Origin of the sequence: Bacillus sp. MMSF_3328, assembly GCF_030733525.1 — a bacterium.
Lineage (GTDB): Bacteria > Bacillota > Bacilli > Bacillales > Cytobacillaceae > Bacillus_AB > Bacillus_AB infantis.
This window is the reverse complement of sequence record NZ_JASHIV010000024.1, coordinates 1-20989: the sequence shown is the minus strand read 5'-3', so window position 1 is coordinate 20989 and position 20989 is coordinate 1. Positions and strand designations below refer to the sequence as shown.

Below are 20989 nucleotides of genomic sequence, written 5' to 3'. Positions count from 1 at the left end.
AAAGCATGTCAGATGCTCTATTAGCCATCACAATCCTGTGGGGATTTGTATTCATCTATGCTGTCATGGCAACGATGGATTTCGGCGCCGGCTTTTGGTCGATGGTCTATATGAAAAGGACCAAAACAAAGGCCACTAACATCGCCAACCGCTATCTTTCCCCGACATGGGAAGTGACGAACACTTTCATTGTGGCACTCGTCGTTGCAATATACAGCCTGTTTCCGGGCGCAGCTTACACATTGGGCACCGTGCTGCTTGTACCTGGGAGCATGATCCTTTTATTGCTGGCCATCCGAAGCGCATTTCTTGTGTTCTCGAACATTGCGAGTGACTATAAAAAGCCGCTCACCATCATATCCGGGATTTCGGGGATTCTGATTCCCGGCCTATTGATCAGTGTGCTGCCGATTACACACGGCGATTATATTGACTTTTCAGATGGCGGCCAGTCGCTTAATCTGGCCAAGCTTTTCACAAGCCAAAACGAGTATGCCTTTTTCGGCTTTGCCGTCAGCAGCACTCTGTTTCTTTCTTCTCTTCTTCTGGCCGATTATTCCAAGGCAGCGGATGAAATGGATGCTTACTATGTTTACCGCCGGGATGCCCTGATGATCGGGCCCGTATCGCTCTTAATGGGTGTTGTCATTATGCATACCCTCAGCCTTGAAGCTGCCTGGCTGTATAATAAAATGATCGAGGATATGCCCATTCTGATGCTGTCAGTAGGTTTATTTCTACTGGGAATCCTGGCGCTGCTCCTGCCTTCATTTACAAAAAAAGGGGCGAAAGGAATCCCAAGGCTTGCTGTCATCGCTGTCACACTGCAATATTTGGCAGCCAGTTTTGTTTACGGAAAGGCACATCTCCCATACATGGTCTATCCTGAGGTCACCATTGAATCAGGGTTTACAGACCCCAATTCATTCAGGGCCGTGTTTGCCACCTATATTGCAGGCTTTGCCATTCTTTTCCCGGGTTTTGTCTACTTCTGGAGCCTTTTTATGAAAGACAAACGCTACCTGAGGCAAAAGGGCAGCAAACAGCCGAACTAAAGCTTCCCTTTTTCTGTCACGTATTCCCACCAGCCGGGCAGCAAAAGCTAATGCTGTATCAAATACTTTAAGGAGTGGATACAGATGGCACAGGATGTACTATGTGAAGTAAACAACTGCACCTACTGGAAAAAAGGGAATAACTGCGGCGCCGACCAGATTTATGTTGTCAGCCATCATGGCGAACAGGCCGAGAACAGCCATGAAACGGACTGCAAAACCTTCAAGCCGCATGAATAGGAAATGTAAAACGCCAAGCCGGGAAATTTGTCCTGGCCTGGCTTTTAAATAGTCCATTCTCCTGTAACCAGCGCAGACAATTTCAGCTTGCCTTCTGCATCTTGCTGAAATACCAAGTACAGACTCCTCCAATCCATCCCTCCATATTTATCTGTTCCATTCTGATAAAACTCTACCGTTTTTGAATCAGGAAAGACTTCTTTAATATTATTCTTCGTGTTGCCTCTCTGCTGCACATCATCCAATATGATCTGATCCGGCTCTGTAAATCCTTTATACCGGTCAAAATAAGCCTGCGGCACCGACCGGATGGGCTTGCCGCTTCCATCATGGTATCCCCACAAATATTCTTTTTCAATGCTGCTTAGATTCTCCATCTCTTCATTAGACAAGACGACTGCATCGCTTTCAATAAATTCGTATGGTGAAATCAACAGACCCTTCTCTTTAGAGACGTATTCTGAGATTGCGCCGTAGTTTTCATTTTCCAGCGCCTTCACAATGCTCTTTGCCATTTCTTCTGCCGATTGTTCAATTGGCTCATCATTTTTTTCATGCTCTTCTACCTGACCTTCCTTTCCGCCTTCTGGCTGCTGTCCATTTACATTCCCAGGACTGGCTGTTTCTTCCACGGCACCTGCTTCTTCCTTTGTACCATCCCCTGGCCCGCCTTCTGAACATCCGGCTAAAAGGGCAGCAAGAAGAACAGCAGCAGTTAGTTTATGCACCATAGATTAACCTCCTTTCTGTTATCTATATTATTCTCATTCACTATGCCGGGTTATGGTAAACATGAGTTGTTTGAGGATAAAATGGGGAGCAGACTAAAGGAATTGGGGAGTGTATTAATATATAACCTTGCGGTGAATATTCCTTTATATTCAAAGTTCAATTCCTGATTTGCGGGAGTTCTATTTTTTAATATTTGCGTTAAACTGACCCGCCCTATAATCAAAATCTATAAAAGGGCAATCCCCGCCCAGCCAAAAAAGGGCGACTTCCCGGACCTGAATAAGGGAACCGGTGATAGGTTGAAAAATAAGCGGAAGAATTCCCCCTAAATTCAAAAAATCTCTAAAAATAGCTTAAATAGACGGAGAAATTACGGCTATCGGATCAAAAAACAGGAAAGTGGGCAACTTCGCTCACCATAACCGGAAATTCTCCGCTTATTTACACCCACCAGTGCCATATTAAGCATCCTAACCGGAAAATCTCCGCTTATTTTAAGGCTCTATGGTCACTCAAATAAGGATAAGACTTCCTTTTTTATCTTTCCATCCAATCAAAAAATCAACAACAGACCTTAACAGAGCCTTATATTTAAAACAGACACTGCTATTAAGCAAGTGCCTGTTTTTTGAGGTTTAAACGAATGACACAGCTTCTTTCTTCAATGTCACTTCCGCCAGCCTGCGCCTGTTTATTTCAAAGCCTATTCCCGGCCCCTCAGGAACATTTATAAAACCATCCTCCACAGTGACTCCGGGCGTGATGATATCTTGTTCCCAGTAGCGCTCAGAGCCTGATATGTCCCCTGGTATCTCAAAACCCGGCAGTGAAGCGAGAGCGATATTATGGGCCCTTGAAACGCCGAATTCAATCATGCCGCCGCACCATACCTGAATTCCATTCTGCAGGCAATAATCATGGATCTGCTTAGACTCTGATAATCCGCCGACCCGGCCGGGTTTAATATTGATCACTTTACAGCTGCCAAGCTCAGCTGCCTTCCTCGCATCACTGAAAGAGACAATGCTTTCATCCAGGCAGATCGGGGTGCTGATGCTTTTTTGCAGGACACTATGGTCGATAATATCATCATGGGCAAGCGGCTGTTCAATCATCAGCAGCCTGAATTCATCAAGTGCCTTCAGCCTGTCTTTATCCTTGAGCGTATAAGCGGAATTGGCATCGGCCATCAGGTCGATATCCGGATATTCTTTCCGGATAGCTGATAACAGCTGCAGATCATTTTCCAGACTGATTTTCACCTTGATGCGCCTGTAGCCTTGCTGAAGAAATCCTTCGATCTGCAGGAGACTTTCCTTTACGGTTTTTGCACCCACAGCGACACCAGAGCCAATCATGCTTCTCGTTCCTCCCAGCAGAGAATGGAGCGGCGTTCCTTCCTGTTTGGCCTGGAGGTCCCATAATGCTGACTCCAGTCCCGCCTTTGCCATCTGGTTTCGCCTCACAGAGCTGAACAGGATGTGAGCATCTTCCGCCTTCAGGCCGGGATTCTCCTTCAGCAAAGGAATGAGAAAATCCTTGATGACATGATAGCATGTCCTGACAGTCTCTTCCGTGTACCAAGGAGAAGAAAAAGCAACCGCTTCTCCAAATCCGCTCAATCCGTCCCTGTCTATCAGCTCGATAATAATGGCTTCCCTGCTGCTGACGGTGCCAAGATGGGTGGAAAAAGGCTTTTTCAGCTGCATGCTGATCACATGCAATACAGCCTTTTTTATATTCATGATTCTTCTCCGCCCTTCCCCAGCATGGTGCGCAGCTCTCTTCGCAAAATTTTTCGCGATGCATTCCTCGGAATTTCTTCAACGAAATAGCAGGCTTTCGGTACTTTATACTTTGCCAGCCTTCCGAGGCAGAATTCCTCGATTTCTTGAGATGACAGTTCTGCACCATTCATGGTCTGGATGAAAGCAGCCGGCACTTCTCCCCAATCCGGGTCCTTCACACCGATGACACCTGCATCAGCAACTGCAGGATGTGAAGTGAGCACTCCCTCGATTTCTGCCGGGTATATATTTTCCCCGCCGGAAATGATCAAGTCGGATCTCCTGTCAAGTACATAAAGAAAACCTTCCTCATCAAGCATGCCGATATCTCCTGTGTAAAACCAGCCGTCCTTCATCGCCTTGGCCGTCTCCGCTTCCCTGTTCAAATATCCAGGTGTGACATTAGGTCCTTTAACGGCAATTTCACCAGCCTGGCCTCTTTCTGCTTCCCTGTCTCCCTCCATGATTCTCAGTTGGGAAGGAAATAACGGCTTCCCGGCCGAACCGAGCTTTGAGAAGCTGTATTCAGGAGCAAGTGTCACGATTTGGGATGAAGTTTCAGTCATGCCATAGCTTTGATAGACTGGCAGACCCTTTGCCGTGCATTTTTCGAGCAGATCGCGCGCAGCGGGTCCGCCGCCAAGAAGCATGCAGCGAAAATGAGATGGCAGCCCGTTATCTCCAATTGAAGCAGCAAACCTTGAAAGCATTGTGCTGACGACAGACATGATCGTCACCTTTTTCTCCCGAATGTCCGTGATGATCTGCTCCTCGCTGAAAGATCCGTGCAGAACGACGGGGATTCCGTAGATCAGGCTTCTCATCAGGATGGAGTAGCCGCTGATATGGAATAAAGGGACGGCGCACAGCCAGCAGTCATCTTCCCTGACGCCAAGATTGAAGGCTGATCCCGAGGCACTCCACCAGTGGTTTCCATATGTCTGAAGAACTCCTTTCGGATGTCCGGTCGTCCCGGAGGTGTACATGATGGTGCACACCTGATCCAGCGAAACTTCCTCCACCGCCATAATGGCAGCTGAAGGCTGTTCAGCGAGCACCTCCTTCATCACCAAGCTGCAGCCATCCAGTGACAGCTCCCGGGCTTTATCTGTAAATGCTGCCTCTGTAATCAGAAGCGTAGCATTGGAATCTGCCAGCTGCCAGCCGATCTCCTCAGCAGTCAGCCGGTTATTCAGGATAACCGCTGTGGCTCCCAATAGCTGAAGGGCAAGCAGGATGAAGACAGAATCAGAATGATTTTTCAGGAGCACCCCGGTATATGAGCCCCTGACTGCCCCTGCACCAGCCAGCTTTCCGGCCACCTGGGAGGCTGCATCGTATAATTGTTTGAAAGTATAGGCATTTCCTTCAAAATAGAGGGCGTGCCTGTCCGGTGTTAAATCGGCTCTTTTCTTTAAAAATTGCGGGAGAAATTCACCCATTGGCTTCACCTTCCTTGCATATCCAGCGTTTTAAAATGCCATAGAAAAACAGCCTGATGGTTTGCCATCAAGCTGTTTTTATTATCCTATTAATCAAGGGAAACGCGGGAATTGCCCAAAGTCCGGCTTGCGCTTTTCTTTGAACGCATCGCGGCCTTCCTTCGCTTCATCTGTTGTATAGTAAAGAAGCGTAGCATCCCCGGCGAACTGCTGAATTCCAGCCAGTCCGTCTGTGTCTGCATTGAACGCTGCTTTCAGGAAGCGGATGGCTGTCGGGCTCTTCTCAAGGATTTCCTCGCACCACTGAATTGTTTCTTCTTCCACTTTTTCAAGCGGCACAACTGTATTGACAAGCCCCATATCAAGAGCTTCCTGTGCGCCGTATTGACGGCATAAGAACCAGATTTCGCGTGCTTTCTTATGGCCGACGATTCTTGCCAGATAGCCTGATCCGTACCCTGCATCAAAGCTTCCGACTTTAGGGCCTGTCTGTCCGAAGACCGCATTATCAGCAGCAATAGTCAGGTCACATACGATATGAAGGACATGGCCTCCACCGATTGCATAGCCTTTTACCATCGCAATGACAGGCTTTGGAATGACACGGATAAGTCGCTGCAGATCCAGGACATTCAAGCGCGGGATTTCATCTTCGCCCACATATCCGCCGTGCCCGCGGACCTTTTGGTCGCCGCCGGAACAGAATGCTTTCTCCCCTGCACCAGTCAGGATGATAACACCTACGCTTGCATCATCGCGCGCATAAGCAAAAGCATCAATCAGCTCCATTACGGTTTTCGGACGGAAGGCATTATGTACTTCTGGCCTGTTAATTGTGATTTTAGCAATTCCGTTGTAAGTTTCGTATAAAATATCTTCATAATTGCGTCCAGCAATCCATTCTACAGTCATAACGGAATCCTCCTTTTTATAATTTCTGCAAAAACTCACTTACTATTGTACCAAACTTTTCTGGTTCTTCCACATGTATTGCATGTCCGGCTCCAAATACAGTCTCCCATTGGCATACTGGAATCAGCTTGGACATCCTTTCAGCCAGGGTGCAGAATTTTATATCCTCAGAGCCTGTGACCAGAAGGGTGTCTGCCTTTATATGCGGGAGCTTGCCCCACCAGGATGGCTGGGCCCCTGTCCCCATCCCCCTCAGGCTGAATTCAAGTCCTTCGGGGCTGTTCTGAAGCCGCTGCACCCTGATCTGCATTTGGACATCAGCCGGCAGCATTTTCTGCGTTTTGAACAAAGGGATGTTTTCCCAGTAGTCAACGAATGCTTCAATTCCGTTCTCTTTTATGTATTCCCCAAGCCGCTCATCCTGATTACGCCTATTCTTTCTTTCTTCAGCAGTCTCTAATCCAGGCGAAGCACTCTCAAGGATCAGCTTTCTGACTTTGCCGGGATATAGGGCGGCAAATGACAAAGCCAGACGCCCGCCCATTGAGTAGCCCAATAGATCGGCCTTTGGTATCTGCAGCGATTCCATCAGCTCATGGATCATCCGGGCAGCTGCAGTGACAGTATAGCTTTCTTCCGAAGCAGGCATAACAGTGTCTCCGTGTCCGGCGATATCTATGGATATGACCATGTATTCTGATTTCCAGCAGGGAATAAATGGATCCCAGGTGGAACGGTCGCCTGTGAACCCGTGAAGCAGGATTAGAGGAAAACCGCTGCCTTCTATTTCGACATGGTAGGAGCCTCCGCCGCTTACAAATTTCATTCTTATTCTCCTTTTAGGAACAGGTTTATTTCCCGGGAAACACGATTCCACAATTCTCGATGCTCAGCAAGGTTTTTGTCCCGGTTTGTCATTATTTCGGTTACCTTTAGGCTGTGATCACCATAGCCCTCTTTAATGGCACGCTCAAATTCTTCCCAAGTTTCAGCGCGGTCGTATTTCGCGCCGTAAAGCTTTGCCGCATGCTCAAAATCTAAATCCAAAGGCGTGCCAAAAAGGAGCTCAAAATTCTTTTTCTCGCCTGCCTGGGGCAGGAATGAGAATATACCGCCGCCATTGTTATTGATGAGCAGGATATGGACATTGATATTGTGGAGCTTTGAAGCAATCAGGCCATTAAGGTCATGGAAAAATGTCAAATCTCCCAGCACCAGATAAAGCGGCTGAGAATATAAGCCGGCACCCAGTGCAGTGGAAATGATTCCATCGATTCCGTTAGCACCCCTGTTGCCCATCGCGCGAATGCTTTTGTCATTATTATGGAAGAAGGTGTCGAGATCACGGATCGGCATGCTGTTTCCGACAAACAGTGTACTCTCATCAGGCAGTAGTTCTGCAAGCTGGAGGAACAGCTTCCCCTCGCTCATCTCTATGGCCGAGCCGGCCTCTGCAAGCACCAGCTTCGTTTTTTCATTAACCTCTTTCCATAGCGCACTATATTCGCCCCCAGGCTCCCTGCGACCAGCAAAGCTTTGTACCTTCTCACAAAAGAGGGCCTCACTGCAATAGACCATCTCTGAAGAAAGCAGGGACGGGTCACGCCAGCCTGCACCGCCATCGACAACAATTTGCCTGCTATCTTTGTTTTCCTTTAAGAATATGGTGAGTGCCTTTGAGACAGGCATCGATCCGAAGCGGATTACCACATCCGGATTCAGGGCTTCTTTCGCTGCATCTGTCCTCAGGAAGCTGTCATATCCGTCAATAACAAGCGCTTTATCATGCTTGCCGCTTCTCAGCTGTGAGAGCGGATCCGCTAAAATCGGAAAATCCAGCGTCTCTGCCAGCTTGACCACTTCAGCTGCAAAGCGGCTGTCTTCATGGGGTCCGCAAATGATGATGCCTTTTTGGAAGGATGAGAGGTCGTCTGCCATCTCTCTGAAAACAGAATCCGGAAGAGCAAGCTCCCCCTGCTGGATGGAAACAAAACCCTCAGGTCTTTCCCGGCTTTCGAACAGATTTTCATCGAGCTTAGGTATAAGGGGCTCGCGAAAAGGAAAGTTGAGGTGGACAGGACCGGCAGGGGCCTTCACTGACTCTGCATATGCCCTGGCACATACTGTCCTGGCATATCTGATCATTTCATCTGAGCTCTCGGGCGGAGCCATTTCTGCAAACCATTTAACATGCCCGCCGTAAAGGTGGATCTGATCGATTGCCTGAGGTGCTCCTACATCCCTCAATTCATGAGGACGGTCTGCCGTCAGGACGACGAGCGGGACTCTCGAGATCTTTGCCTCAACAACAGCCGGAAAGTAATTCGCCGCGGCTGTCCCTGAAGTACAAAGCAGTGCAGCCGGTCTGCCTGATGCTTTGGCGATTCCGAGGGCAAAGAAGCCGGCCGAACGCTCATCGACGTGAATATGCACATTGAGTTCCGGATGTTCCGCCATAATCATGGCCATCGGCGTAGAACGGGATCCCGGGCTGACAACAACGTCCCGGACACCGGTTTTGGCCAGCTCCGAGACAAATGCAGCAATATAAGTTGTTAATGCTTCTTGATGATTCATTCTGTTAGTCCTCCCAGAGCTGACCGCATAGGACGGAATTTGATCTTGGTTTCCATGAATTCGCTCTCAGCGTTTGAACTCTCCACGATTCCGCATCCGGCAAATAAAGAAGCCTCATTTCCCTGAAGAAGGCCGGAACGAATCGATACAGCAAATTCTCCATTGCCGCTGTAATCAAGCCAGCCCAGCGGCCCCGCATAATAGCCCCGGTCAAGTTCCTCAATCTCTCTGATCATATCCACAGCTTCCTGCTTGGGCAGTCCGCCGAGTGCAGGGGTCGGATGAAGTTTGTCAACCAGCAGGAGCAATGAAGCTTCCTCTTTCGTCATCCCCTCCACTGGTGTGTACAAATGCTGGATATGCTTCATTTTCATTAGCCGGGGCTTTGAAGGAATTATAATCTCCTCGCAGGCTTCATCCATGGCCGTTTTTATCATTTCAACCACATACTGATGTTCTATGAGATTTTTTTCATCCGATAATAATGCCTCCCCAAGTGCCTGGTCATCCGCAGGAGTCTTTCCTCTCGGAATGCTCCCGGCAAGGCAGGTCGAATAAAGGCTTTTTCCTTTCTTTTTAACAAGCCGTTCAGGGGAAGCCCCGATAAAACAGTCCCCTTGGGATTCAAAAGCAAAGATAAAGCTTTCATTCTGTTCATTGTGAAGCTTGCCCAGTACCTGCTCCGCTTTTATTTTCCCGGAAAAAGAAAGCCGGAGTTCCCTTGCAAGCACCACTTTCTTAAGCTTTCCAGCCTTTAGATTTTCGACCGCTGAAGTGACTGAATCCATCCACTCCTGCGGGTGAATTTCCTCTTCAGAGATAAGCCTGCTTTCCTCCTCCTGAACAGATGCCCCAATCCCTTCGAGCAGGAGGCGCCTTTCTTCCCTGATTTTCTCAGCAAGCGACACATCATCATGTTTCGTGCAGACAACATTTGTCGTCAGGAATGTTTGTCCTCCAGTCTGCGTCAGCAAATACCTCGGAACATGAAAAAGAGAATCCGGATATTTGGACCATAATGCGGTCTTTTCCTTTTCCGGATCAAAAGAGAATCCCCCGAACAGGGCAGGGCCTGCAGCGGCGGCAGAGTATTCATTATATATGACTGCATTGCGGATAAAGCGCTTCCACTCTTTTTCTACATGAGAAAAACGGCCGGAAGCCATATCCGACTGAATAAGTTTGCATATTCCCAAACCGGCTAGGATGGTTTCATTCGAAGGATCTTTCCAGTAAAAGCGTTCACCAAAAAACGCCTGTCTTCCTGAAGCAAAAAATGATAATGGGTCAATATGGTCCAGTTTATGGACTTCACTGACAAGGATAGGCTCCGAAAAAGCCCCGGCCCTTTTAATTGCTTCCAGGATTCCTTCCTTAAGTTCCGTATCCTGTATCGTAACCAAGAAAATCCCTCCAATAACAGCTTAACCGCTGTTATTCTTTCGTTTTTCAGCTTATTTTAAGATACACCTCATGATTATATGATGTCAACAACATCGGCCTGAGGATGCATGTATCATCAATATTATAAAAGCCGCTCTTCACGTTTTCCTTCCATATCTTATGTTTGGCAGCACGATGCCTGAAAAAAGGCGGAAAATCAGGTAATTCCCGCCTCGGCAGTATGCAAAAATCCATTGACACCCCATTGATCTTTGCTAAACTTGAGTATGTCAGGACATTTTTGACCTGCAGCTGATTTTAAGCTAAAATATAAAGGTTTGTTATACAAAGAATATATTAAGGGGAGAGTCAAAAATGCAACCACAAACGCATCCCGATCCTTCGCCTGCCATGAAATCGGGCGGATGGAGAGTCTGGTGGCAATTAACCAGGCCGCACACCTTGACGGCAGCTTTTGTGCCCGTCCTGCTGGGCACTGCTTTGGCAATAGATACAACAGATATCAGCTTCAGCCTTTTCTTGGCCATGCTCGTGGCCAGCCTTCTGATCCAGGCGGCTACGAATATGTTCAATGAATATTTTGACTTTAAGCGCGGCCTTGATACAGCTGAATCCATTGGGATTGGCGGCGCCATCGTGCGTGAAGGGATTAAACCTAAGACAGTGATTCAGCTTGCCTTTGCCCTTTACTTCATCGCGCTGCTCCTTGGCGTTTATATCTGCATGAACAGCAGCTGGTGGCTTGCCGCGGTAGGACTTGTCTGTATGGCAGCCGGCTATTTGTATACTGGAGGCCCTTTCCCGATTGCCTATACGCCATTTGGGGAAATTGTAGCAGGCTTCTTCATGGGTATGATGATCATCCTCATATCCTTCTTTATCCAGACCGGCACAGTTACCACGCTTAGTGTGATGATTTCAGTTCCTATTTTCATCCTCGTCGGACTGATCCTGATGGCCAACAATATCAGGGATCTGGATGGAGACAAGGAATTTGGCAGGAAGACCCTGGCAATTCTGCTCGGCAGGGACAAGGCAATATACTTCCTTGGGATCATGTTCACCATTTCTTATATATGGATATTCGTAATGATAGCTGCAGGCTATATCTCTCCGTGGCTGGCCATTGTCGCTCTCAGTATCCCAAAGGCTGTGAAGGCAACAAAGGGCTTCATCGGCAAAACAAAGCCGGCCCAAATGATGCCTGCCATGGTGGCTACCGCTCAGACGAACACCATTTTCGGTTTTCTGCTGTCTGTCGGCCTGTTTCTGGGATATCTGCTGTAAAAAATTGATATTATAGCCTTCTGCACTGTGCAGAGGGCTTTTTTTGAGGTCTTCCCGCCATGTTTCATTGGCTGAATAAAGGGTAATTTCTAAGCAAGGCAAATAGGCCTGCATGCAACTGTCTCTTTAGCCGGAAACGGCCTTTTATTCTAATAAATACTACTAATGGAACAGGATGTGGAACAATGATTACAAAGGATCAGATCAACGATTTGAAGTCTATGCTGGAAGAAGATAAGAAGACCATTGAAGAACAGCTGGACAGTGATACGAACAGCCGCTTTGACAATGAAAGCGCAAGGGATACAGTCGGTGAACTTTCGATGTACGATAACCACCCCGGTGATGCGGGCACTGAGCTTTTTGAAAGAGAGAAAGATCAGGCAATCGAAGAGCATCAGAACGAGGAATTGGATAAAGTGAACAAAGCCCTCCAGGCAATTGAGGATGGGACTTACGGAAAGTGCAGGGAGTGTGGAAAGGACCTTCCATTTGAAAGACTTGAGGCAGTCCCAACGGCTTTATATTGTGTTGACCATGCTCCTTCTCAGCATCCTGCATCAGACCGGCCTGCAGAGGAAGACGTGCTGAGTCCCAATCATGACAACCATTTTAATTTTGATGATTACAAAGACATTAATGATGAACAGGACAGCTTTGAACAGGCTGCCAGCTATGGCACCTCCGAAACACCGTCCGATTTCAACGGTCAGCATAAGGATTATAACAGTCTGTATGATACGGATCATAATGATGAAGGATTCACAGAAGAATATGAAACCTTCAGTGCGACTGATATAGAAGGGAAAAATCGAAGGGTTGTCCGCTCGGATACTGAAGAGCAATACCAGCAGGAATTGGAAGATGAAAATCTGGATGCGCCGTTCGGCAAGGTCCCTTATAAAAAAGGGGACAGCTATCTGGAGGATAAGGAAAACAAATGACAGCTGAAAAACGGCAAACAAAAGGCCTGGGGGTAACCAGGCCTTTTGCTTCGTCTGCAAAATTTATTTAGAATGGCTTGCTGCAGGCTGGATATGCCAAATTTCTTCGGCATATTCACGAATGGTCCGGTCGCTGGAGAAATGACCTGATGCGGCTATATTCATCAGGCTTTTCCGCTGCCAGCCAAGCCTGTCTCCATACGCATTAGCTGCCTGTTTCTGTATGGCTGCATAGGAATCGAAGTCGCGGAGGACAAAATATTGATCGTTATGCATCAGCAGCGAATCCGCGATGCTTTCAAATTCATCTCCGGCATAAGGGAAAAATCCATTGGTCAGCTGATTGATGATGGTGCTGATCCTTTTATCAAGATGATAATAGTCCATTGACCGGTATTCACCATTCTGCTGATAACGGAGAACTTCTTCGGCAGCCAGCCCGAAAATGAAAATATTCTCTTCCCCAACCCTCTCCAGTATCTCTACATTGGCGCCGTCCAAAGTACCGACGGTCAGTGCCCCATTCATCATAAATTTCATATTGCCCGTTCCTGATGCCTCCTTGCTGGCGGTGGAAATCTGTTCACTGATATCTGCAGCAGGGAAAATTTCTTCGGCAAGGGATACCCGGTAATTTTCAAGAAATACGACTTTAATCAGCTTATTCGCTGCCGGGTCATTATTCACTTTTTCAGCAACTGTATTGATGAGTTTGATGATCTTTTTCGCATAATAATAGCCTGGAGACGCCTTAGCACCGAATATGAAAGTCCGGGGCTGAATGTGGGAATCCCCCTCTTTTATCCTATTATACATATGCATAATATGAAGCACATTCAACAGCTGCCTTTTATAGGCATGAAGCCTCTTTACCTGGATATCAAAAATAGATGACGTATCAATGGAAAGGCCTGTCTGCTGCTTGACCCGGCGGGCAAGCCTTTGTTTGTTTTCCTCTTTGATCAGCTCAAGCTCCAGGAGCATACTGCTGTCTTCAGCAAATTTGGCCATCTCTCCCAAGCGCTGGGGCTCCTTTATCCAGCCGGGACCGATGGCTTCTGAGATCAGGCCCGCAAGGCGGGGGTTGGAATTCAGCAGCCACCGTCTGTGTGTAATGCCATTGGTTTTATTGTTGAATTTTTCGGGATACAATTCGTAAAACTGTTTCATTTCTCTGTGTTTAAGAATTTCTGTATGAAGAGCCGCCACTCCATTGACACTGTGGCTTCCGGCAAGGGCCAGATGCGCCATTTTCACTTCTCCATCGGAGATGATGGCCATTGACCGGATCCGCTCCCAATCACCGGGGTACTTTTCCTCCAGCTTCAGGCAGAACCGCTTGTTGATTTCTTCCGCAATCATAAAGATTCTCGGAAGAAGAGGCTGAAATAGACGGATCGGCCATTTTTCCAATGCTTCGGAAAGCGTCGTATGATTTGTATAGGAAATGGTTGAAACCGTAATATCCCACGCTTCCTCCCAGGCCATCTTTTCTTCATCTACAAGAATTCTCATCAATTCCGGAATCGCAAGCACCGGATGGGTATCATTTATATGGATGCTGATAAACTGATTAAAATCCTTCATATTTCCATGCTGCTTTTTAAAGGACTCTATAATCGACCGGATACTCGCTGATACAAGAAAATACTGCTGCTTAAGACGGAGGATTTTCCCTTCATCATGTGTGTCATCCGGATACAGGAATTCCGAAATCAGCTCAGTTTCCCTTTTGTATTGCATAATATTTTTATGCTGAGGAAAAGGAGAAGGCTCTGCACTCCAGAGCCTCAATGTATTGACTGTCTCAGTTTGGTACCCTGCAACCGGCATATCATACGGAACTGCAGTAACCGTTTCACCAGGCAGATGCCTGAAAACCAGCCTGCCTTCCTCCTCGCTGCATTCCACTCTTCCCCAAAAAGGGATTTCCACTGCAGAATCAGCCTTTCTTATTTCCCAGACGTTTCCGTGCCTCAGCCACTGTTCCGGCAGCTCGACCTGATATCCGTCGACAATCTTCTGCTCAAAAAGCCCATGCTTATAGCGTATACCGCACCCATGCCCTGGCAGATCGAGCGATGCAAGGGAATCAAGGAAACAGGCCGCAAGCCTGCCAAGCCCCCCGTTCCCCAGGCCCGCATCGGGCTCTGACTCTTCAAGATCGCCCAGTTCAATGCCAAGGTCCTGCAGCCCCTCCTCAACGACTTTATGAATGCCGAGATTAAGCAGATTATTGCGCAGCAGCCGTCCAAGAAGGAATTCAATGGATAAATAATAGACCTGTTTTTGCTTGATCATCCTGCTGCGCTCATTTGTGTTGATCCAGTTCATACTGACATATTCCCTCACCATATGTCCGAGGGTCTGGTACTGATCGCGCTTCGTGCTGTCAGGAAAGCTTTTCCCGCTGGTCATTTCAAGCCTTGTCAAAAAGACCTCCTTGAACTCTTCCTTATCCGAAAACATCCTCTCACTCCCCTGAAACAAGCCCTTCGTAAAGCTTGCTGTACTTGAACGCAGACTGGGCCCAGCTGTAATCCAGGCTCATCGTCCTCTTGACCAGCTCTTTCCACTCTTCTTTCCGGCTATAATAGTAAATGGCCCGGTTAATGGTATAGAGCATATCGTGGGCATTAAAATTAGTAAAGGAGAAGCCGTTTCCTTCTCCTGCCTCCCCATTATATGAATGGACTGTATCGTTTAATCCCCCCGTCTCCCTGACAATCGGTAACGTCCCGTACCTCATGGCGATCAGCTGTCCGAGGCCGCATGGTTCAAACTTTGAAGGCATCAGGAATAAATCTGCGCCTGCGTATATTTTATGGGCCAAATCCTCATTAAAGCGTAGATACGCTCTCACCTTTTCCGGATATTCCTGCTCCATTCCGGCGAAGAATTGTTCAAATTCCTCTTCTCCGGTGCCAAGGACAATGAATTGTACCTCCGCTGACATCAGCTCTTGAAAGACACACTTTACAAGATCAAGGCCTTTTTGGCTTGTCAGTCTTGTAATCATTGCAATAATGGGTACTTCCGGGTGTTCCGGGAGGCCGGCCATCTTTTGAAGGCTGCGTTTATTTTTGCCTTTATTTGTTAATAGATTCACATTATACGGCGCAGCAATCATCGGATCATTTTCCGGATCATAAAAATCAGCATCAATCCCATTAAGTATGCCGGCCAGGTCACCGTCCCGCATCCTAAGCAGCCCATCAAGCTTCTCTCCATAATATTCATTCTGAATTTCAGCTTTATAGGTAGGACTGACGGTTGTTATTTTATCGGCAGATGTAAGGGCCGCCTTCATAAAATTGATGCAGCCATAAAATTCGAGCTGCTCTGCATTAAAACAAAACTCTTCAAGGCCAAATAAGTCACCTAGCGCCTCTTTTGGCATGATGCCCTGGAACTGAAGATTATGAATGGTAAATACGCTTTTTATAGAAGCATATTCCTTTATGTGTCTGTATTGGACACTCAGCAAGAAGGGGACCATGCCTGTATGCCAGTCATGGCAATGAATAATATCAGGATAGAAATCAAGCTCTCTCATGCTTTCCAGGACAGCCCTGCTGAAGTAAGCAAATCTTTCTCCATCATCAAAATATCCGTAAAGCTGGTCACGTAAAAAATAATACTCGTTATCGACAAAATAAAAAATGACACCGTCATGGACAAGCTCTTCGATTCCGCAGTACTGGTTTCGCCAGCCCACGGAAACGCTGAACTCCCTGACCTTTTTCATTTTCTTCTTATAAGTTTCCGGTATGCTCCCATACTTTGGCAGAATGATTCTTACGTCCGTTCCCAGCTTTTTCAATTCTTTCGGCAAGGAGCCTGCCACATCGGCAAGCCCCCCTGATTTAACGAATGGCACACATTCAGATACAGCGAATAAGACTTTCATGAATTCATCAGCGCCCCTTGTATAGTTCCTTTCCGGATTACGATTGGCTGCACAGGAGAACCTTCCATGACAGTCCCTGATTCAATTCTGACATCTTTGTCGATGATGACTGAATCCAATATACAGTTTTCTCCGATCTGGCATTTTTGCATAATGATGCAATTTTTCACAACTGATCCTTTTCCAATCCTGACAGCCCTGGAGATGATGCTGTTTTCAACCGTTCCCTCTATAAGGCATCCGTTTGCCACCATGCTGTTCTTCACCCCTGCGCCTTTCAGGTACCTCGCAGGCGGCTCATCCTTTACCTTTGTATAAACTGGCTGATCTTTACGGAACAGCTTGTTGAAGGTTTCGGGCTCAAGCATGCTCATGCTTGCCAGATAGTAGCTTTCAATCGAGTCGATCCTCGCAACATGCCCTGTATATTCGTACGCACAGACCTTATAAACATGGTTCAGGTCGGCTGCTATATCGCTCATACAGGAATAGCCTGTTTCATTTCTGTTTTCGATGAATTCGATCAGCTGGGAAGTTTTCACAAGATACATTTCAAGGGATTTTCCGTTATGCCTGAGTTCCGTAATGTCACATCCGGATTGGATATGCCTCTCAAGGGCCGGCCGAAAGTCCATATTAAGAACAGTGTAGCAATTTGCTATTAAAGAATATTCCTGATTGCTGCGGTAGAAATAATCAAGGTTGGCTGCAAAATGATTGAAGGAACCTACCCCCTGCCTAGGCCCATCAAGGAGCGGAGATGGAAAGAAAAAGAGGCCGTCTCTCTTTCTGTTCAAATCCCAGTTCTTTCCTGATCCAAGATGGTCCATCAGTGACCTGTATTGAAATTTCGGGAAAATGGCCACACTGGCAATCCCTGAATTCACCATGCTGGAGAGAACAAAATCTATCAACCGGTAGCGGCCTGCAAAGGGCACTGCCGCAAGAGAGCGGTGGACTATCAGTTCTTCCAATCCTTCATGGTAGGTTGTTGCATCTATAACGCCCAGCAATCTCTTATTCAACTATATCCCCTCCTGATTTATATTCCTATGAATGGATTTCCTTAATCATTTCCTCTGTCACAAGGATTATTTCACCCTCATTTTCATCATCTCTGATAACCGTTCCGTCCGGTATGTGCATATCAGAAGGAACAATTGCTCTTTCAATAAAGACATTTTTTCCGATGACAGCATTCGGCATAATGACCGACTCTTTTATAATTGAACCCGCTTTGACCTCTACTCCCTGAAAGAGGACCGTTTTATAAATTTCCCCCTCAATAACACAGCCTTCATTGATCATGGATTCATCCACTTCCGCCATCGGTGCGATATATTGCGGCGGATGGTTGGGGTTAACAGAATAGATCCTCCAGGAATAGTCATTCAGATCCAGCTGGCAATCGTCATCCAGCAAGTCCATATTGGCTTCCCAAAGACTTTGCACAGTCCCCACATCCTTCCAGTAACCGCTGAAAGGATAGGCATAGAGACTTTTGCGGTCATTCAGAAGCCTTGGAATAATATCCTTTCCGAAGTCATGTGAAGAGTCCTTATCCAGATCGTCCAGTTCCAGATACTCCTTAAGTACGTCCCATTTAAATATATAAATTCCCATCGAAGCCATATTATTTCTCGGATTCTCCGGCTTCTCATCAAACTCTGCAATGCTCAGATCATCGTTCGTATTCATGATTCCGAAGCGGCTGGCTTCCTCCCAGGGAACTTCTTTGACGGAAATGGTAGCATCAGCGTTCTTTTCAATGTGATAATCAAGCATCAGGTCATAATTCATTTTGTAGATATGATCACCTGACAGGATGAGCACATACTCAGGTTCATGCTGTTTAAGATAGTTTATATTTTGGAATATTGCGCTCGCCGTGCCTGTATACCACTTGACCTCTGAAGATTCGGCATATGGCGGCAAAACGGTTACCCCTCCGTTCATTCTGTCCAAATCCCAGGCGCTTCCTATGCCGATATAAGAATTAAGTACAAGAGGCTGATATTGGGTCAGGACCCCGACTGTATCAATCCCTGAATTTGTGCAATTGCTCAAGGTGAAATCAATGATCCTGTATTTGCCTCCAAATGGTACAGCTGGCTTTGCAAGATTCTCAGTCAGAGAGTTAAGCCTTGATCCTTTTCCCCCTGCCAGCAGCATGGCCACACATTTTGTCTTTGCCATTCCCTTTCCTCTCCTTTCTATGTTTAACAGGACGCAGAATAGTAATACCAAACGGCGGGATAGCCATTTGAATTGAATAAGGCCGGCCGTGGTATTCCAGTTCTTCTGTTTTGACTACTTTTTTGTTGATCCAGCCGGATCCCCCATATTCTTCCTTATCGCTGTTGAATATTTCCCTGTAGCTTCCGGCATGCGGGACTCCGATCCTGAAATTCCGATACGGGTCGGCTGTAAAGTTGCATACTGCAATGAGGTGTTCACCCTCGGCAGCACTGAAGCGGACGAAAGAGAAAATCGATTGTTCCCGGTTATCTGCATCAATCCACTCAAAGCCTTCCTGGACATGGTCCAGTTCAAATAGGGGCCTGGACCTCCTGTAAAGCCGTATCAAATCCTTTGTATACCTGTTTGCTTTCTGGTGCATTTCATAATCCATCAGATTCCAGTCAAGCTCTTCTGAATCTTTCCATTCTGAAAATTGGGCGATTTCAAAGCCCATAAACAGCAGTTTCTTACCTGGATGTGCCATCATATAGCCCAGGAGCAGCCGGAACTGGGCAAACTTTCTCCAATAATCTCCAGGCATTTTATTGAGGAGAGACTTCTTTCCATGTACAACTTCATCATGGGAGAGAGGCAATATAAAGTTTTCCTTGAAAGCGTATAAGAGTGAAAATGTAATATTGCCATGCTTTCCAGACCTCGCCTCTGGACTGGTTTCCATATATGCCAGTACGTCATTCATCCAGCCCATATTCCATTTGTAATGAAAGCCCAGGCCGCCATAATGGGCAGGAGAGGTCACCTGAGGGAGATTGGATGAATCTTCAGCTGCTAAAAAAATGGAGGGATCATATTGCCTGATAGTGCTGTTGAGCTTGCGGAGGAATTCAATTCCATACGGATTCTGATGCTGTTCATGGGAATTGGGCCAATAAATAATATTAGAAACTGCATCCATTCTGAACCCGTCTATATGATAGGTTTCCAGCCAGAATAATGCATTGGAGATTAAAAAGCTCTGCACTTCATTTCGGCCCAGGTCAAAGTTTGAAGTGCCCCATACATAATTCTCCCTATCCTTCTCGTTCTTATATTCAAAGAGATGGGTTCCGTCGAATTTATAGAGTCCATGGGCATCTTTGCAAAAGTGGCCGGGAACCCAGTCCAGGATGACACCGATGTTATGCTGGTGGCATTGATCGACAAAATACATGAAATCCTGCGGCTTCCCATACCGGCTGGTCGGAGAAAAATACCCTGTCCCCTGATAGCCCCAGGAGGCATCGAGCGGATGCTCGACAAGAGGGAGCAATTCTACATGTGTGAAACCATGTTCAAGGACATAAGGCACAATTTCATCCGCCAGCTCCCTGTAATTCAGCAGACTGTTGCCATTATTCCGTTTCCACGTTCCGGCATGCATTTCATAGATGACTGCCGGTTCTGCAAAGGTATTTTTCTTCATCCTTCCTTTCAGCCATGACTGGTCATTCCATTTATAGCCTTCAAGCGGCCATACAACTGAAGCTGTGCCTGGCCTTTTCTCTGAATAGAAGGCATATGGATCAGCTTTGTGCAGCCTGGTGCCTTCTTGTGTCAATATTTCATACTTATAGAGGCAGCCTGCCAAATCCTTCTCAATTACTATGTGCCATACCCCTTCATTATTCATTCTATGTAATTTGAAATCATCCCCATTCCAGCTGTTAAAGTCCCCTACAACCCTGACTTCCTTGGCGTTAGGAGCCCATACAGCGAACCTGGTTAGGGTCTTGCCATCTTCAAATATTACGTGGGCACCAAAAAGACGGTGGCTGTCAAAAAGGGTGCCTTCATGAAATAAATGCATCTGATAGTCGGTGGGTAACATCGTTTTCACAGCCATCCTTCTTTCCAACAGATTTTAGTTCATTGACATTCTTTTTTATATTCGTGTTCAATGTAAAAATACCTTGTAAAAATAAATTAAATTTTTCGATATTTTCTCTTATAATTCGATTATTTTTGTAAAATAGAAATGGTTCTAGCGGGAATTGCCTATAATAAGCATATGTTTTTATGAAGGGTGGAATGAAGATGGCAAATCAGGAAGAAGAATTTCTCCTGCGGGAGAGAGAGGCTGCTGAAGAAAAACTGCCGCTGTTCGGTCCTGCAGATGGAAAAATCCTGGCGACAGGAGATATGTTCCGGGGGCCTTATACAGGAGTTGTTTCGGATATAGATCTAAATAATCCGGGAAACCGGCTGCAAAACAATGAAGAGCTTCCAGATTAAGCATCAAGCAAATGCTTAAAAGAAAATAATGCATACAAAAAAGCTGCCAGCATGATGCTGACAGCTTTTTTGTATGACCCCTACGGGATTCGAACCCGTGTTACCGCCGTGAAAGGGCGGTGTCTTAACCGCTTGACCAAGGGGCCTTATGGCGGAGAAGGAGGGATTTGAACCCTCGCGCCGGTTGCCCGACCTACACCCTTAGCAGGGGCGCCTCTTCAGCCAC

The 20989-nt window shown here is 46.7% G+C and carries 17 protein-coding genes and 1 tRNA gene; 5 read left to right on the top strand and 13 right to left on the bottom strand.

Features of this window, described 5'->3' with window-relative positions:
- Nucleotides 1–5: 5 nt before the first annotated feature.
- On the top strand, nt 6–1055 hold the full coding sequence (locus RBB45_RS23080; protein WP_148951181.1) for a cytochrome d ubiquinol oxidase subunit II: 1050 nt from the start codon (nt 6–8) through the stop codon (nt 1053–1055).
- An 84-nt stretch (nt 1056–1139) separates the two neighbouring features.
- Nucleotides 1140–1295 carry a DUF1540 domain-containing protein gene (locus RBB45_RS23075; RefSeq protein ID WP_009795307.1) on the top strand — a complete coding sequence of 52 codons (156 nt, stop codon included), beginning with the start codon at nt 1140–1142 and terminating at the stop codon, nt 1293–1295.
- Between the two features lie 44 nt (nt 1296–1339).
- On the opposite strand, the gene RBB45_RS23070 is transcribed toward RBB45_RS23075, so the two are convergent.
- The 7 genes from RBB45_RS23070 to RBB45_RS23040 all read right to left on the bottom strand — a co-directional run bounded on the left by RBB45_RS23070 (nt 1340) and on the right by RBB45_RS23040 (nt 10148).
- Nucleotides 1340–2026, bottom strand: coding sequence for a hypothetical protein (locus tag RBB45_RS23070; RefSeq protein WP_306010401.1), 687 nt, complete (start codon nt 2024–2026; stop codon nt 1340–1342).
- Nucleotides 2027–2662: 636 nt separating this feature from the next.
- Nucleotides 2663–3772, bottom strand: a complete 1110-nt coding sequence (menC, locus tag RBB45_RS23065) for an o-succinylbenzoate synthase (RefSeq protein WP_306010400.1) — start codon at nt 3770–3772, stop codon at nt 2663–2665.
- A complete protein-coding gene (locus RBB45_RS23060) occupies nt 3769–5256 on the bottom strand; it encodes an o-succinylbenzoate--CoA ligase (protein WP_306010399.1) in 1488 nt (495 codons plus the stop codon). The genes menC and RBB45_RS23060 overlap by 4 nt, the downstream gene beginning before the upstream one ends.
- Nucleotides 5257–5349: 93 nt before the next feature.
- Entirely contained in the window at nt 5350–6168 is an 819-nt protein-coding gene (menB, locus tag RBB45_RS23055; RefSeq protein ID WP_009795312.1) for a 1,4-dihydroxy-2-naphthoyl-CoA synthase, read from the bottom strand.
- 16 nt (nt 6169–6184) lie between these two features.
- Nucleotides 6185–6994, bottom strand: a complete 810-nt coding sequence (gene menH, locus RBB45_RS23050) for a 2-succinyl-6-hydroxy-2,4-cyclohexadiene-1-carboxylate synthase (protein ID WP_253618244.1) — start codon at nt 6992–6994, stop codon at nt 6185–6187.
- A gap of 2 nt (nt 6995–6996) precedes the next feature.
- Nucleotides 6997–8745: a 2-succinyl-5-enolpyruvyl-6-hydroxy-3-cyclohexene-1-carboxylic-acid synthase gene (menD, locus tag RBB45_RS23045; RefSeq protein ID WP_101552952.1), complete on the bottom strand. Its 1749-nt coding sequence runs from the start codon at nt 8743–8745 to the stop codon at nt 6997–6999.
- On the bottom strand, nt 8742–10148 hold the full coding sequence (locus RBB45_RS23040) for an isochorismate synthase (protein WP_009795315.1): 1407 nt from the start codon (nt 10146–10148) through the stop codon (nt 8742–8744). The genes menD and RBB45_RS23040 overlap by 4 nt, the downstream gene beginning before the upstream one ends.
- A 355-nt stretch (nt 10149–10503) precedes the next feature.
- On the opposite strand from RBB45_RS23040, the gene RBB45_RS23035 reads away from it, so the two are divergent.
- Nucleotides 10504–11436: a 1,4-dihydroxy-2-naphthoate polyprenyltransferase gene (locus RBB45_RS23035; RefSeq protein ID WP_148951178.1), complete on the top strand. Its 933-nt coding sequence runs from the start codon at nt 10504–10506 to the stop codon at nt 11434–11436.
- Between the two features lie 185 nt (nt 11437–11621).
- Nucleotides 11622–12380: a TraR/DksA C4-type zinc finger protein gene (locus RBB45_RS23030; RefSeq protein WP_009795318.1), complete on the top strand. Its 759-nt coding sequence runs from the start codon at nt 11622–11624 to the stop codon at nt 12378–12380.
- A gap of 63 nt (nt 12381–12443) precedes the next feature.
- Here the strand turns inward: RBB45_RS23030 and RBB45_RS23025 are convergent, their stop codons facing one another.
- From RBB45_RS23025 to glgB, 5 genes are read right to left on the bottom strand one after another with little or no spacing between them, the layout of a single operon-like run.
- On the bottom strand, nt 12444–14849 hold the full coding sequence (locus RBB45_RS23025) for a glycogen/starch/alpha-glucan phosphorylase (protein WP_009795320.1): 2406 nt from the start codon (nt 14847–14849) through the stop codon (nt 12444–12446).
- Nucleotides 14850–14853: 4 nt separating this feature from the next.
- On the bottom strand, nt 14854–16290 hold the full coding sequence (glgA, locus tag RBB45_RS23020) for a glycogen synthase GlgA (RefSeq protein WP_101552945.1): 1437 nt from the start codon (nt 16288–16290) through the stop codon (nt 14854–14856).
- The gene (locus RBB45_RS23015; protein ID WP_022544315.1) at nt 16287–17315 is read right to left on the bottom strand and encodes a GlgC family sugar phosphate nucleotidyltransferase; all 1029 of its coding nucleotides are present in this window, start codon (nt 17313–17315) and stop codon (nt 16287–16289) included. Before RBB45_RS23015 ends, glgA begins: the two co-directional genes overlap by 4 nt.
- A gap of 25 nt (nt 17316–17340) precedes the next feature.
- Nucleotides 17341–18486 (bottom strand): glucose-1-phosphate adenylyltransferase, encoded by a 1146-nt coding sequence (locus RBB45_RS23010; protein ID WP_022544316.1) that lies wholly within the window; start codon nt 18484–18486, stop codon nt 17341–17343.
- The gene (glgB, locus tag RBB45_RS23005) at nt 18428–20374 is read right to left on the bottom strand and encodes a 1,4-alpha-glucan branching protein GlgB (protein WP_101552943.1); all 1947 of its coding nucleotides are present in this window, start codon (nt 20372–20374) and stop codon (nt 18428–18430) included. Before glgB ends, RBB45_RS23010 begins: the two co-directional genes overlap by 59 nt.
- Nucleotides 20375–20565: 191 nt before the next feature.
- Between glgB and RBB45_RS23000 the strand changes: the two genes are divergently transcribed.
- Entirely contained in the window at nt 20566–20763 is a 198-nt protein-coding gene (locus tag RBB45_RS23000) for a hypothetical protein (RefSeq protein WP_022544318.1), read from the top strand.
- Between the two features lie 74 nt (nt 20764–20837).
- On the opposite strand, the gene RBB45_RS22995 is transcribed toward RBB45_RS23000, so the two are convergent.
- Nucleotides 20838–20909, bottom strand: a tRNA-Glu gene (locus RBB45_RS22995).
- Between the last annotated feature and the right edge of the window lie 80 nt (nt 20910–20989).